At 24.2% G+C, this 13,234-nt stretch carries 14 protein-coding genes; 6 read left to right on the top strand and 8 right to left on the bottom strand.

What is annotated here, in order from left to right; translation table 11 throughout:
* The first annotated feature begins 1 nt into the window (after nucleotide 1).
* Both hisF and hisIE read left to right on the top strand, forming a co-directional pair.
* Nucleotides 2–763, top strand: a complete 762-nt coding sequence (gene hisF, locus DM817_RS02095) for an imidazole glycerol phosphate synthase subunit HisF (protein WP_113738381.1) — start codon at nucleotides 2–4, stop codon at nucleotides 761–763.
* A 10-nt stretch (nucleotides 764–773) separates the two neighbouring features.
* A complete protein-coding gene (hisIE, locus tag DM817_RS02100) occupies nucleotides 774–1,403 on the top strand; it encodes a bifunctional phosphoribosyl-AMP cyclohydrolase/phosphoribosyl-ATP diphosphatase HisIE (RefSeq protein ID WP_113738382.1) in 630 nt (209 codons plus the stop codon).
* Nucleotides 1,404–1,623: 220 nt separating this feature from the next.
* Here the strand turns inward: hisIE and DM817_RS02105 are convergent, their stop codons facing one another.
* Both DM817_RS02105 and rsmA read right to left on the bottom strand, forming a co-directional pair.
* A complete protein-coding gene (locus DM817_RS02105; RefSeq protein ID WP_113738383.1) occupies nucleotides 1,624–2,505 on the bottom strand; it encodes a bifunctional 5,10-methylenetetrahydrofolate dehydrogenase/5,10-methenyltetrahydrofolate cyclohydrolase in 882 nt (293 codons plus the stop codon).
* Nucleotides 2,502–3,275 (bottom strand): 16S rRNA (adenine(1518)-N(6)/adenine(1519)-N(6))-dimethyltransferase RsmA, encoded by a 774-nt coding sequence (gene rsmA, locus DM817_RS02110; RefSeq protein ID WP_113738568.1) that lies wholly within the window; start codon nucleotides 3,273–3,275, stop codon nucleotides 2,502–2,504. Before rsmA ends, DM817_RS02105 begins: the two co-directional genes overlap by 4 nt.
* Before the next feature lie 105 nt (nucleotides 3,276–3,380).
* Here rsmA and serS point away from each other — a divergent pair, with 105 nt between their 5' ends.
* Nucleotides 3,381–4,652: a serine--tRNA ligase gene (gene serS, locus DM817_RS02115; RefSeq protein ID WP_113738384.1), complete on the top strand. Its 1,272-nt coding sequence runs from the start codon at nucleotides 3,381–3,383 to the stop codon at nucleotides 4,650–4,652.
* Between the two features lie 14 nt (nucleotides 4,653–4,666).
* On the top strand, nucleotides 4,667–5,626 hold the full coding sequence (gene metF / locus DM817_RS02120; protein WP_113738385.1) for a methylenetetrahydrofolate reductase [NAD(P)H]: 960 nt from the start codon (nucleotides 4,667–4,669) through the stop codon (nucleotides 5,624–5,626).
* Nucleotides 5,627–5,631: 5 nt separating this feature from the next.
* Here the strand turns inward: metF and DM817_RS02125 are convergent, their stop codons facing one another.
* Both DM817_RS02125 and DM817_RS02130 read right to left on the bottom strand, forming a co-directional pair.
* Nucleotides 5,632–6,612: a pyruvate dehydrogenase complex E1 component subunit beta gene (locus tag DM817_RS02125; RefSeq protein WP_113738386.1), complete on the bottom strand. Its 981-nt coding sequence runs from the start codon at nucleotides 6,610–6,612 to the stop codon at nucleotides 5,632–5,634.
* Between the two features lie 105 nt (nucleotides 6,613–6,717).
* Nucleotides 6,718–7,335 (bottom strand): hypothetical protein, encoded by a 618-nt coding sequence (locus DM817_RS02130; protein WP_113738387.1) that lies wholly within the window; start codon nucleotides 7,333–7,335, stop codon nucleotides 6,718–6,720.
* 158 nt (nucleotides 7,336–7,493) lie between these two features.
* On the opposite strand from DM817_RS02130, the gene DM817_RS02135 reads away from it, so the two are divergent.
* Nucleotides 7,494–8,108 carry a bifunctional nuclease family protein gene (locus DM817_RS02135; RefSeq protein WP_113738388.1) on the top strand — a complete coding sequence of 205 codons (615 nt, stop codon included), beginning with the start codon at nucleotides 7,494–7,496 and terminating at the stop codon, nucleotides 8,106–8,108.
* A 4-nt stretch (nucleotides 8,109–8,112) separates the two neighbouring features.
* Here the strand turns inward: DM817_RS02135 and DM817_RS02140 are convergent, their stop codons facing one another.
* Nucleotides 8,113–8,610: a dihydrofolate reductase gene (locus DM817_RS02140; protein WP_113738389.1), complete on the bottom strand. Its 498-nt coding sequence runs from the start codon at nucleotides 8,608–8,610 to the stop codon at nucleotides 8,113–8,115.
* Between the two features lie 25 nt (nucleotides 8,611–8,635).
* Between DM817_RS02140 and DM817_RS02145 the strand changes: the two genes are divergently transcribed.
* Nucleotides 8,636–11,281 carry a valine--tRNA ligase gene (locus DM817_RS02145; RefSeq protein WP_113738390.1) on the top strand — a complete coding sequence of 882 codons (2,646 nt, stop codon included), beginning with the start codon at nucleotides 8,636–8,638 and terminating at the stop codon, nucleotides 11,279–11,281.
* A 1-nt stretch (nucleotide 11,282) separates the two neighbouring features.
* Here the strand turns inward: DM817_RS02145 and DM817_RS02150 are convergent, their stop codons facing one another.
* The 3 genes from DM817_RS02150 to ndk form a co-directional block, all read right to left on the bottom strand.
* Nucleotides 11,283–12,038 carry a TPM domain-containing protein gene (locus DM817_RS02150; RefSeq protein WP_113738569.1) on the bottom strand — a complete coding sequence of 252 codons (756 nt, stop codon included), beginning with the start codon at nucleotides 12,036–12,038 and terminating at the stop codon, nucleotides 11,283–11,285.
* A gap of 25 nt (nucleotides 12,039–12,063) precedes the next feature.
* A complete protein-coding gene (locus DM817_RS02155) occupies nucleotides 12,064–12,669 on the bottom strand; it encodes a LemA family protein (RefSeq protein WP_113738391.1) in 606 nt (201 codons plus the stop codon).
* An 87-nt stretch (nucleotides 12,670–12,756) separates the two neighbouring features.
* Nucleotides 12,757–13,194: a nucleoside-diphosphate kinase gene (gene ndk / locus DM817_RS02160; protein ID WP_113738392.1), complete on the bottom strand. Its 438-nt coding sequence runs from the start codon at nucleotides 13,192–13,194 to the stop codon at nucleotides 12,757–12,759.
* Nucleotides 13,195–13,234 lie beyond the last annotated feature (40 nt).

The following is a 13,234-nucleotide window of genomic DNA, read 5'->3' on the forward strand; positions in this document are numbered from 1 at the left end:
TATGTTAGTTAAGCGGATTATACCTTGTTTAGATATCCAAAATGGAAGGATTGTCAAAGGAGTTAATTTTCAGAATTTAAAAGATGCTGGAGATCCAATTATAATGAGTCATTGGTATACAAAACAAGGTGCAGATGAATTAATATTTTTGGATATCACAGCTACAAATGAAAAAAGAAAAACATTATTTTCTTTAGTGAAAAAAATTTCTCGTTATATTAATATTCCTTTTACTGTTGGAGGTGGGATCATGGAAGAAAAAGACGTAGAATTATTATTAAATGCAGGAGCAGATAAAATATCTATTAATACAGCTGCTTTTAAAAATCCAAAAATTTTAGAAATTCTTTCTAGAAGATTTGGTAGTCAATGTATTGTTTTATCTATTGATACAAAATACGAAAAAAATGAATGGTGGGTATATTTAAATGGAGGAAGAATTCCAACCAGAAAAAAAACTTTAGATTGGGCTAAGGAAGGAGTAAATAGAGGGGCAGGAGAAATATTATTAACTTCAATGAATCATGATGGAATGAAAAATGGATTTGCTTTAGATATAACTAAAAGAATTTCGGATCTACTTTCTACACCTATTATTGCTTCAGGTGGAGCTGGAAAATTAGAAGATTTTTATCAAGTTTTTAAAAATGGGAAAGCAGATGCAGCATTAGCTGCTAGTATTTTTCATTATAGAGAAATAGAAATTCCTAAATTAAAATATTATTTAAATTATCATAATATACCTGTGAGAACTAATAAATAAATTAAAAAAAATGAAGTTTATTCAAAAAAAAGAAATAAATTTTCAAAAAGGATTAATTCCCGTTATTGTTCAAGATTCAAAAACTAGTAAAGTTTTAATGCTTGGTTATATGAATGATGAGTCCTATAGAAAAAGTATTGAAGAAAAAAAAGTTATTTTTTATAGCAGATCTAAAAAAAGATTGTGGAAAAAAGGAGAAATTAGTCATAATTATCTTTTAATTAAAGATATATTAATTGATTGTGATCAAGATACTTTGTTGATTAAAGCTACCCCTACAGGACCTATTTGCCATAAAGGATCGGATACTTGTTGGAAAGAAATAAATAAAATAAATTTTTTATTTCATTTAGAAAATATTATCTCTAATAGAATAAATAAAAAATATAAAAATTCTTACATTTTTCAACTATTCCAAAAAGGAATTAATAAAATATCTCAAAAATTAGGAGAAGAATCCGTAGAAATGATCATTGAATCTAAAGATAATGATCCACATTTTTTTTTAAATGAATCTGCAGATTTGTTATTTCATTATCTTATTCTTTTACATAAAAAAGGATTTTCTATACAGGAAGTTATAAATATTTTAGAAGAAAGACATTTAAAAAATAAAAAAAAAGAATTAATGGATATTTAATATTTTTTGTATTTTAAAAAAAAATTTTACACTTTATTTATATAAATTTATTAATATAAAATAATATAAAAAATTATTTTTGGAAATATTTTTATAGTATCCCACCAATTACATTTTATATTTTCTTTTCTAAAAAATATACTGATATTCTATAATAATATCACTTGTAAAAAAATGATAAGATTTCTATTATATCTATATAGATATTGGATCAAATAGATTATTTTTTTTCATTGTTGAATGAAAAAGCTATTAAAATATTTTTTATAAGCATAATACGGGTCATAGGACCAACTCCGCCTGGAACAGGTGTAAGATAAGAGGCTTTTCCATAAACGCTATTAAAATCAACGTCTCCTTTTAAAATAAATTTTTTTTTATTTTTTACTTTATTAATGCCTACATCTATAATTATAGCTCCTTTTTTAATCATTTTTCCTGTTAAAAAACCTGGAATACCAACAGAAATTATAATGATATCTGCTTTTTTCGTATAATGTTCTATATTTTGAGTATGACTATGAGTAAGTGTTACAGTGCTATTTCCAAGATAATTTTTTCTGCTCATCAAGATACTAATAGGTATTCCTACAATACGACTTCTTCCAATTACTACAGTATTTTTTCCAGAAATTTTTATTTTATATCTTTCTAAAAGAGTTAATATTCCTAATGCAGTAGCAGGTAAAAAAGAATTCATATTCAAAGACATTTTTCCAAAATTTTCTGGATGAAATCCATCTACATCTTTTTTTGGATTAATCGATAAAATAATATTATCCGTATTGATATGTTTTGGAAGAGGTAATTGTATAATAAAACCATCTATCAAAGAATTTTCATTCATTTTTTGAATTTCTTTTAATAATTTTAATTCGGAACTTTCTACAGTTAAATGTACTAAAGTTGATCGTATTCCAATATTTTTGCATTCTTTTATTTTGCTATTGACATATGTTATACTGGAACTATTATTTCCTAATAAAATAATTCCAAGATGAGGAATCCTTTTTTTTTTATTTCGTATATTTTGATCAATTTCTTTAGAAATTTCTTTTCTTATTTCGATTGCTAATAGATTTCCATTTAATAATTGGGTCATTTTCGAATTTCTATTTCTTTTGTTAATTGAAGGAATTCTTTTATAGATAATTGTTCTGCTCTTTTATTCAAAAATGGAATATCATAAAAATTTGGTATTTTTTTAAAATATTGGAGTGAATTTTTCAATATTTTTCTTCTTTGATTAAAAGCCATTTTTACACATTTAAATAAAATATCCTTATTAAAAAGGATTTCTAATTTTTTTCTTTTTAAGGATATTACGGCCGATTTTACATTTGGAATAGGATAAAATACATTTTTTTTGACAGAAAAAAGATATTCTACATCATAGAATGATTGTACTAAAACAGATAAAATTCCATACTTACCAATCCCTTTATGAGAAAAAAATATCCGTTCTACAAATTCTTTTTGAAACATTCCAATACATTCTGGTATATATTGATTATATTTTAATATATGAAATAATATTTTAGAAGAAATACCATAGGGAAAATTTCCAATTAATGCAAAATTTTTAAGGTTTATTTCTTCTGGATTCCATTTTAAAAAATCTTGATGTATAATTTGATTTTTAGGAATAAAAAAATTTTTTTTTAAAAAAAAGATGAGATTTTCATCAATTTCTATTAAAAATACTTTTTTACATAATAATAATAAATAACGAGTTAATATTCCTACCCCTGGACCTATTTCTACTACTGTATTATAATCTTGAAAAGATAGATTTTTTACAATTTTTTTAGCTATATTTTTATCTTTTAAAAAATATTGATCGAATTTTTTTTTAAAAAAATATTCTTTCATTATGCAAATATAGAAAAGAAATATATTAATATTATTTGTATATTTATTTTTTATTGTATTTGTATTATTTATTATTAAGATTGGAAATACAATTTTAATTTTTCTATGCTTCAACCCTCTTTTATACGTAATAATAGAAAAAAAGTTTTATTAGGATTAAAAAAAAGAAAATTTAAGAAAATTTTTTTGATAGATGAAATATTGACTTTAGATAAAAAGAAAAAGGAATTAAAAACTTTTTTGAATAAAATTTCAGAAGAAAAAAATACAATATCCAAAAATATCAGTCATCTTATTCTGAAGATTGATAAAGGTATAAAAATAAATTCTTTAAAAGAAAAATCCCTTTTTCTAAAAAATAAAAAAAAAGATCTTAATATTCAATTAAAAAATATTATTCAATGTTTAGAAGAAAAACTAAATCAAATACCTAATATACCCAATGAAAAAGTAAAAAAAAATGCAGATAAGAATGATATTCTTTTTCAAGAAGGGGTTATTGATTCAATAATAATGGAAGGAGCACTTACACATTGGGAATTAGCTAAAAAATTTCATTTATTCGACTTATTATTAGGTACGAAAATATGTGGATCTGGTTTTTCAGTTTATATCGGAAAAGGGGCTAAATTACAAAGAAGTTTGATTCAATATTTTTTAGATCAGAACATACGTGCTTCATATACAGAATATAGTTTTCCTTATCTTATAAATGAAAAGTCAGGATATTCAACAGGACAAATTCCGGATAAAGAAGGTCAAATGTATCTAATAGAAAAAGATAATTTTTATCTGATTCCAACTGGAGAAATTCCTCTTATGAATTGTTATAGAAATAATAGACTTACATATAAGGACTTACCTATAAAAGCGACCACTTATACTTCTTGTTTTAGAAGGGAAGCTGGATCTTATGGTTCTCAAATTAGAGGGTTAAATAGATTACATCAATTTGAAAAAGTAGAAATCATTCAAATTACTACCCATGAAACTTCTTATGATTATTTAGAGGAAATGATTTTACATGTTAAAAATATTCTAAAATCTTTAGAATTACCGTTTCGAATACTTCGTTTGATTGGGAAAGATCTAGGTTTTTCTTCTTCTATAACTTATGATTTTGAAGTGTATTCTATGGTACAAAAAAAATGGTTAGAAGTAAGTTCTATTTCAAATTGCACTAATTTTCAATCTAATAGATTAAATCTTCGATATAAAACTATTACAGGAAAAATGGAGTTTTGTCATACACTTAATGGAAGCTCTCTAGCTTTACCACGAATTATTGCCGCTTTATTAGAAAATAATCAAACTGTTAATCAAATTAATATTCCTAAAGTTTTAATTCCTTATACAGGATTTGATAATATTAAATAAAAAATATTTTTTTTATGAAAGTGACTGATCATATAGATAAAGCGAAAAAAAGTTTATTTTCTTTTGAAATATTACCTCCTTTAAGAGGACATGATATCAAAAATATTTTTTCTACTTTAGATCCATTAATGGAATTTAATCCTCCTTTTATTGATGTTACATATCATCGTGAAGAATTTTTTTATGTAGAAAAAGAAAATGGTCTTTTACAAAGAAAATCTGTATCCAGGCGTCCTGGTACTATAGGTATTTGTGCTGAAATTATGAATAAATATGGAATAGATGCAGTCCCACATCTTATTTGTGGTGGTTTTAATAAAAAAATGACTGAAAATGCTTTAATAGATCTAAATTTTTTAGGAATAGATAATGTTTTAGTACTTAGAGGGGATCCTATTAAATCAGAAAATAAGTTTTTTTCTAAAAAAGATGGACATAAATATGCAGTAGAATTGGTAGAACAAGTTCAAAACTTGAACAAAGGAAAGTATCTTAATAAAACTTTTGAAAAAAAAAATTCTCCATTATTTGATTTTTGTATTGGTATAGCTGGATATCCAGAAAAACATTTAGAAGCTCCAAATATGGAAAGTGATTTATTTTTCTTGAAAAAAAAAGTTGAAGCTGGAGCTAATTATATTGTTACTCAAATGTTTTTTGATAATAAAAAATACTTTACTTTTGTAAAAAAATGTAGATCTGAAGGGATAATTATCCCTATAATACCTGGAATTAAACCTATTTCTTCTAAAATTCAATTAAATAGTCTTCCTTCTCGTTTTTATTTAAATATACCTAATGAATTAGTAAAAGAAATTGAAAAAGCGAAAGATAAAAAATTGATTTTTAATATTGGAATTGAATGGGCTATACAACAGTCTAAGGAACTAAAAAATTCTGGAGTCAAAGTTATTCATTATTACACAATGGATAAACCAGAAAATATTTATAAGATAGTTCAAGCTATTTATTAAAAAAATTAAACAAGATAAAGAGTCTCTTTTATGGAGTGGATTACTTTTTCTTCATTAGGGAACCAATTCCTTATCAAATTGGAAGAATAAGGTGCTGGTGTATCTAGTAAAGTGATTCTATTAATAGGAGCATCAAGGTAATCAAATCCATATTTTTGTATAATATATGAAACTTCAGAAGCTATTGAAGCAAAAGGCCATGATTCTTCTAAAATCACTAAACGATTGGTTTTTTTTACAGAAAAAAGTATAGATTCATAATCTAATGGACGAATACTTTGAATATCTATTACTTCTACACTAATATTTTCTTTTTCTAATTTTTCTGCTATATTTAAAGCCATTTTCATAATTTTTCCAAAAGAAACTAAACTTATATCAGTTCCTACTTTTTTTATATCTGCCTTTCCAATAGGAAGTAGATATTCTTCTTCTGGAATCATCATTGTATCACCATACATTTGTTCAGATTCCATAAAAATTACGGGGTTATTATCTCGAATAGAAGATTTTAAAAGACCTTTAGCATCATATGGATTACATGGAATGACTACTTTTAATCCAGGACAACTTGCGTACCAACTTTCAAAAGATTGAGAATGGGTAGCTCCTAATTGCCCAGCAGATCCAGTAGGCCCTCTAAAAACAATAGGAATATTCCATTGCCCTCCACTCATATAACGTATTTTAGCAGCATTATTGATAATCTGATCCATTGCTACCAAAGAAAAATTAAATGTCATAAATTCAATAATAGGGCGACACCCATTCATTGCAGATCCTACTCCTATACCAGAAAATCCTAATTCTGAGATTGGAGTGTCAATGACTCTTTTTGGTCCAAATTCTTCTAACATACCTTTAGAAGCTTTGTAAGCTCCATTATATTTAGCAACTTCTTCACCCATTAGATATACGGAGTGATCTCTTCTCATTTCTTCACTCATAGCTTCCGCTATGACTTCACGAAAAGTCATTTTTTTCATAATATTTTTTTTTAATGGATCCAACTTTTAGTAAAAAGTCAAAATTCCATATAAAAAAGAACAACGGAAAAGGAATCAAATAGATTCCTTTTCCGTTTTGAATAATTAATTATTAGTTGTTTGATTTTTTTTTTGTAAATCTTCCTGCATTTTTTGAAGAGCTATTTGTTCATTTTTAGAATCTGTTAGAGATTTATTTATGTCATTCAAAAATAAACTTTTCTCTTTAAGAATTTTTAATTTTCCTTTTCCATATTCTTTATATTCTTCAAAATCTTTTTTAGCTTGTAATTGCTCTTCTGAACCGTAAGGTTTAGATCTCATTACCGATCTTCTTCTCTTTGTTTCATTTAAAATTTGTTTCTGATTATTTATCATATCATAATATTGATTTTGATGAAAATTACTTTCTTTTTCTAATTTTTTTATTTTTACTTCTAGATCTTTTATTCTTTTAGATAATTCTTCAGGTTTTATATCAGAAGGTATGTGAAAATTAGGAATTTCCTCCATAAAAAAAGGATAATTTGGAGGAATAATATTTGCTTCAGGAATAGAATTTACAAAAGTTGGATTTTGTGGGATATTATGGGATGGTTGAGGATTTGTATTATTATTGACAGGATCATTGGAATAAGTCATTTCATCATCATTACAGGATACAATAAAAACTCCTAACGATAGAAAAATTGTTGGAATTAAAAATTTCATAGAAGTATTCATAATAAAAATTTTTAGTTATAGTTTTTAAATATATAAAAAAAATTATTACAGATGAATACTCTTCTTTTTTTACAAAAAATTCTATATGTTTTCTCCTTATCAAAAGACATAAATTTAGTATATTTGATGAGAATAGAAAGATTTATATATTTTTTCCTATGGAACAACTAATCAGATTAGCTATACGTGGTATATCCTTAAGTCAAATACAATCTGGGATATATGTTTTATTATTGGAAGAAGAATCTGGAAAAATAAAACTACCTATTGTTATAGAAAGTTTACAAGCTCAATCTATCGCTTCTGCTATAGGTAAAAGAGATATATCCAAATCTTTTACACATGATTTATTTTTAACTTTTGCAAAAGTATTTCATATTAGATTAAAATCAGTGGTTATATATAAATTAGTCAATGGAATATTTTTTTCTTATATTTTATTTGAAAGAGAAAATAAAGAATATAAAATAGATTCAAAAACATCGGATGGAGTTGCTTTAGCCGTAAGATTTCAATCTCCTATTTATACTACAAAAGAAATTTTTGATAAAGCTGGAATTTATTTTGAAAATGGATTTCCTGAAAATGATAATTTTGAAGGAGAATTAGAAAAAAAAACTTCTTCCTCTTTTTCTGATCAAGAAAAAAGTAAAAAAGAATTAGAAAAAATGACAGAAAGAGATCTTAATGCTTTATTGAATCATGCGGTAGTAAATGAATGTTATGAACTTGCAGCAAAAATCAAAAAAGAACTAGATAATAGAAGAGAATAATCAATTACAATTTTTTTTCGTATCGAACAAAACTATAATCGTATAAATGATTTTGATCTTTTTCATAAAAAAATTCATATTTTTTTTCCCATTTTTTAAAATTAATTTTGGGAAATTTTGCATCACCGTAAAATTTTTGATGAATGATTGTTAATTCTAAAATTTTTGCTTTATTTATAGTAGAAGTATATATTTTTTCTCCTCCTATAACAAATATTTTTTTATAATTTAAATCATATACTTCTTTTAAAGAAGAAAAAATTTTAAAAATTCCGTTATAAGAATATGATAATTTTATTTTATTTTTTTTTGTTAATATGATATTTTTTCTACCTGGAAGTGGTTTACCAATTGATTCAAAAGTTTTTCTACCCATAAGAACAATTTCTCCAATAGTCATATTTTTAAATCGTTTTAAATCATTAGGAAGATGCCACATTAATTTATTATTTTTTCCTATAAATCCATTTTTAGAAATCGCAGAGACAAGTACAATTTTCATTAAAAATTAATTTTTTTTATATTTTATGGATATTCCAATTAAATATGATCCAAAATCTGTAGAAGAAAAAATATATCATCATTGGATAAATAATGATTACTTTTTTTCCTATCCAGATAATCGAAAATCTTATACTATTATTATGCCACCTCCAAATATTACTGGAATTCTTCACATAGGACATATTTTGAATAATACTATACAAGATATATTAATTAGATATGCTAGAATGAAAGGGAATAATCCATGTTGGATTCCAGGAACAGATCATGCTTCTATTGCCACAGAAGCAAAGATTGTTTATCAATTAAAAAAGAAAGGGTTATCCAAATTTATTATAGGAAGAGATAAATTTTTATCCTATGTTGTGGAATGGTCTAAAAAACACAAAAAGATTATTTTTAATCAATTAAAAAAATTGGGATGTTCTTGTGATTGGACTCGTGTTCAATTTACAATGAGTAAAAAATTATCTAAATCTATCACAAAAATTTTTATAGATTTATATGAAAAAGGATATATATACAGAGGATATCATGTAGTTAATTGGGATCCAAAAGCTAGAACTACTATTTCTGACGAAGAAGTTGTATATAAAGAAAGGATAGGAACTCTTTATTATATAAAATACAAAATCAAAGGAAAAGAAGATTTTATTATTATTGCAACAAGTCGTCCGGAAACGATATTTGGAGATACAGCGGTTTGTTTTCATCCAGATGATGTACGTTATTATCATTTAAAGGGAAAGTATGTAATTATCCCAATAATAAATAGAGTGATTCCCATTATTCAAGATTCATACGTAGATCCAAATTTTGGTACAGGATTTTTAAAAATAACTCCAGCTCATGATATTAATGATAAAAATATTGCGGATAAATACCATTTAGATATAATTGATATTTTTAATGAGGATGCAACTCTCAATGAAAATGGACTTCACTATCAAGGAATGGATCGTTTTGAAGTAAAAAAAAAGATAATTCAAGAGTTAGATAAATTAGGATTTATAGTAAATAGAGAAAAATTTAATCAAAAAATAGGAATTTCAGAAAGAACTAAATCTGTGGTAGAACAAAAATTATCTCTTCAATGGTTTTTAAAAATGAAACAAATATCGAATCCGGCTATAGAAGCAGTTAAAAATGGGGAAATTAAATTTTATCCAAGTAGATTTAAAAAAATTTATTTTCAATGGATGGATAAAATTCATGATTGGAATATATCGAGACAATTATGGTGGGGGCACCGTATTCCTGTTTATTATTATGGTCATTCTCCAAATGATTTTGTTGTTGCAGAAAATTTGGAATCAGCTTTAAAAAAAGCGAAAATTAAGAGTCATAATTACGATTTAAACTATGATAATCTTTGGCAAGATTCAGATGTTTTAGACACTTGGTTTTCTTCTTGGATATTACCTATATCTGTATTTGATGGAATTTCTAATCCTAATAATCATGAAATATCTTATTATTATCCTACTGAAAATTTGATTACAGGTTCGGATATATTATTTTTTTGGGTTGCTCGTATGATTATAGCAGGATTTTTTTTTCAAAAAAAGAAACCATTTAAAAATGTTTATTTTACAGGTATTTTAAGAGATTCTAAAAATAAAAAAATATCTAAATCATTAAATAATTCTCCAAATCCTATAGATTTAATTGAAAAATATGGAGCAGATTCTGTTCGGATGGGTATTATGCTTAGAGCTAGTGCAGGAAAAGACTTTCATTTTGAGGAAAATTTTTGTTTACAAGGAAGAAATTTTTCTAATAAAATATGGAATGCTTTTCGTTTGATACAAAGTTGGGAAATAAAAGAAAATCATAATCTATATTATGATGATATTCCTAAAGTATCTAATATGGCACTTATATGGTTTGAAAATCGTTTTTATTATGTATTAGAACTTTTTGAGATTTATTTCAATAAATATAAATTTGATGAATCGTTAATGATTTTATATAAATTCATTTGGAATGATTTTTGTTCATTATTTCTTGAAATTATTAAACCGATTTCTGGAAAGTTTATATCAAAAACTGTGTATTTAAAGACTGTTAAATGGTTTGAAAATATTTTAAAATTATTACATCCATATATGCCTTTTATTTCAGAAGAAATTTGGAGTCTTCTTAAAAAGAGAACGGAAAAAGAAGCTTTAATTATTTCTTCTTGGCCTAAAAAAAAATCATATAATTGGAATTTATTAGTTTCTTTTGAAAGAGCTATTCAAATTGTATCTAAAATACGTAATATCAGAAATCAAATACATCTTCCTCATAAGACAAGTTTAGTTTTATTTTCTGTAAAAAATAAAGAAGAATATCATCCAGTGATATTAAAATTAGCAAATTTATCTCAAATTATTGAAATCTTAAAAAGACCTAAAAAAGGACGATTTTTTTCTTTTTTTATTGGAACGGATAGATACTTTTTATCTTTAGATAGAAAGTATCATTTAGATAAAAATGATTCATTTAATATTGAAAAAAAAATTCAGTATTTTCATAATTTTTTATCTATCATTCGTAAAAATTTATCAAACGATAAATATGTAAAATCGGTTCCAAAACACCTCCTTTTAAAGGAAAAAAAAAAAGAAAGTGATACTTTGAAAAAAATAGTTTATCTTAAAGAGATTTTAAAAAAAATGAATTAAATTACCAGTTTCCACTAGATCCTCCACCTCCAAAGGTTCCTCCTTCTCCAAATCCGTCAAAATTATCTTCATGGTTATGATCGTTTGGATTTTTTATAGATCTATTTTTGAATAGAATACTTGTTAAAAATAATGTATTTAATAATGAAGGGTCAATCCTTTTTTTTTGAAATAAAAAAAACATAATAAAAAAGATACTAATAGGAATAAAAAATTTCCATATATAAAAAGGGTTTTTATTATATTTTTTTTTGTATTCATATTTATTTTTTAAAATTTTAAATATTTCTTGAATACCGATATCTATAGCCTTATAATAAAGATTATTTTTTAAAAAAGGTTTTATTTTTTTGATTATATTTTGAGTTGAAAAATCTGTCAGATATGGCTCAATTCCGTATCCATTTTGGATAGATATTTTTTTATCTTTTATAGATAATAAAATAATAATTCCATTATTTTTATCTTTTTTTCCAATATTCCATTTTTCTCCCCATTTGGAAGCTAAAAAATTAGAATCTTCTCCATGTATATCTTGAACGATAGGAATTAAAATTTCTGTTGAGGTAATTTTCGAATATTGAATAAGTTTTTTATTTAATTTTTCTATTTGAATATGAGATAGTACTCCTGCATAATCATTAACAGGATATATTTTTTTTGGAGGGTCAGGTATATTGAATTGTCCTTGTACGATATTTGTAAAAAATAGTAAAATAAATAATGAGTTAAAAACTTTTTTTATGAAATTTTTCATTCCTAATTTTTTCAATTTAACCCTATCATGAATTATCAAAATCTACAATAGGTGCTTTTTCCGATCCTATTTGAGATTTAAAATATCCTTTTTCTCTAAATTGAGAAAAAAAATTTGAGATGATAATTTTTGGAAATTTATTTCTATAAGTATTAAAATTATTGACTTTATCATTAAATCTATTTCTTTCCACATTAATACGATTTTCTGTCCCTTCCAATTGATTTTGTAATTCGGAAAAATTTTGTGTAGATTTTAAATTAGGATAATTTTCTACAATTAAGAGTAACCTATTGATAGAGTTATTTAATCCTTCTTGTGATTTTTGAAATCTACTTACTTGATTTTGATTTAAATTATCTGGATTTATATTTATAGAGGTTGCTTTTGCTCTTGCTTCTATTACTTGATTCAAGGTATTTTTTTCGAAATTAGAAGATCCCTTAACTATATTTACTAAATTTGGGATTAAATCGGATCTTCGTTGATAAGAATTTTCTACTTGACTCCATTGTGTTTTTATATTTTCGTTGAGTTGAACTAATTGATTATATGTTCCAGTAATCCAAAAAAAAATTAAAAATATCACTATAAAAATAGTAGAAATCGAAATTAAAAAACCTTTTTTCATTTTTAATTAAGTATTTTTTTACAAAATACAAATTTTTTGTAATGTTTAATTCTTATATTTTTTTTAATTAATAATTAAGTATTTTATTTAAAAACCTTCTTTTAAGAATATTTCTATATCAGAAAAATAAAATCGACATTCTCTAAAAGCATTCTTATTGCTATCTGATCCATGAATAGCATTTTTTTCTAAAGAACTTGCATATAACTTACGTATAGTTCCTACTTTGGATTTTATTGGATTTTTATTTCCTATTAAAGTTCTAAAATCTTTTACTGCATTTTCCTTTTCTAGGATTATCAATACTATCGGTCCAGAAGACATGAATTTCACTAAAGATTCGAAAAATAAACTTTTTTTATGTTCATAATAAAATTTTTTAGCTAATTTTTTGGAAATTTCCATCATTTTAATTGCTCTTATAAAAAATCCAGCATTAATAATATGAAATAAAATAGGTCCTATATATCCGTTTTCAACAGCATCAGGTTTTATAATAGCTAATGTTATTTTTCCTATTATCATATTTTTATATGAAAAATCATTATAATTGTATTTTTTTTAA

The sequence above is a fragment of the Blattabacterium clevelandi genome, assembly GCF_003268615.1.
GTDB classification, from domain to species: Bacteria; Bacteroidota; Bacteroidia; order Flavobacteriales; family Blattabacteriaceae; genus Blattabacterium; species Blattabacterium clevelandi.

Coding starts and splice junctions, on each gene's coding strand:
- hisF (WP_113738381.1), top strand. CDS start 2: ATGTTAGTTAAGCGGATTATACCTTGTTTAGATATCCAAAATGGAAGG.
- hisIE (WP_113738382.1), top strand. CDS start 774: ATGAAGTTTATTCAAAAAAAAGAAATAAATTTTCAAAAAGGATTAATT.
- DM817_RS02105 (WP_113738383.1), bottom strand. CDS start 2,505: ATGACCCAATTATTAAATGGAAATCTATTAGCAATCGAAATAAGAAAA.
- rsmA (WP_113738568.1), bottom strand. CDS start 3,275: ATGAAAGAATATTTTTTTAAAAAAAAATTCGATCAATATTTTTTAAAA.
- serS (WP_113738384.1), top strand. CDS start 3,381: ATGCTTCAACCCTCTTTTATACGTAATAATAGAAAAAAAGTTTTATTA.
- metF (WP_113738385.1), top strand. CDS start 4,667: ATGAAAGTGACTGATCATATAGATAAAGCGAAAAAAAGTTTATTTTCT.
- DM817_RS02125 (WP_113738386.1), bottom strand. CDS start 6,612: ATGAAAAAAATGACTTTTCGTGAAGTCATAGCGGAAGCTATGAGTGAA.
- DM817_RS02130 (WP_113738387.1), bottom strand. CDS start 7,335: ATGAATACTTCTATGAAATTTTTAATTCCAACAATTTTTCTATCGTTA.
- DM817_RS02135 (WP_113738388.1), top strand. CDS start 7,494: ATGGAACAACTAATCAGATTAGCTATACGTGGTATATCCTTAAGTCAA.
- DM817_RS02140 (WP_113738389.1), bottom strand. CDS start 8,610: ATGAAAATTGTACTTGTCTCTGCGATTTCTAAAAATGGATTTATAGGA.
- DM817_RS02145 (WP_113738390.1), top strand. CDS start 8,636: ATGGATATTCCAATTAAATATGATCCAAAATCTGTAGAAGAAAAAATA.
- DM817_RS02150 (WP_113738569.1), bottom strand. CDS start 12,038: ATGAAAAATTTCATAAAAAAAGTTTTTAACTCATTATTTATTTTACTA.
- DM817_RS02155 (WP_113738391.1), bottom strand. CDS start 12,669: ATGAAAAAAGGTTTTTTAATTTCGATTTCTACTATTTTTATAGTGATA.
- ndk (WP_113738392.1), bottom strand. CDS start 13,194: ATGATAATAGGAAAAATAACATTAGCTATTATAAAACCTGATGCTGTT.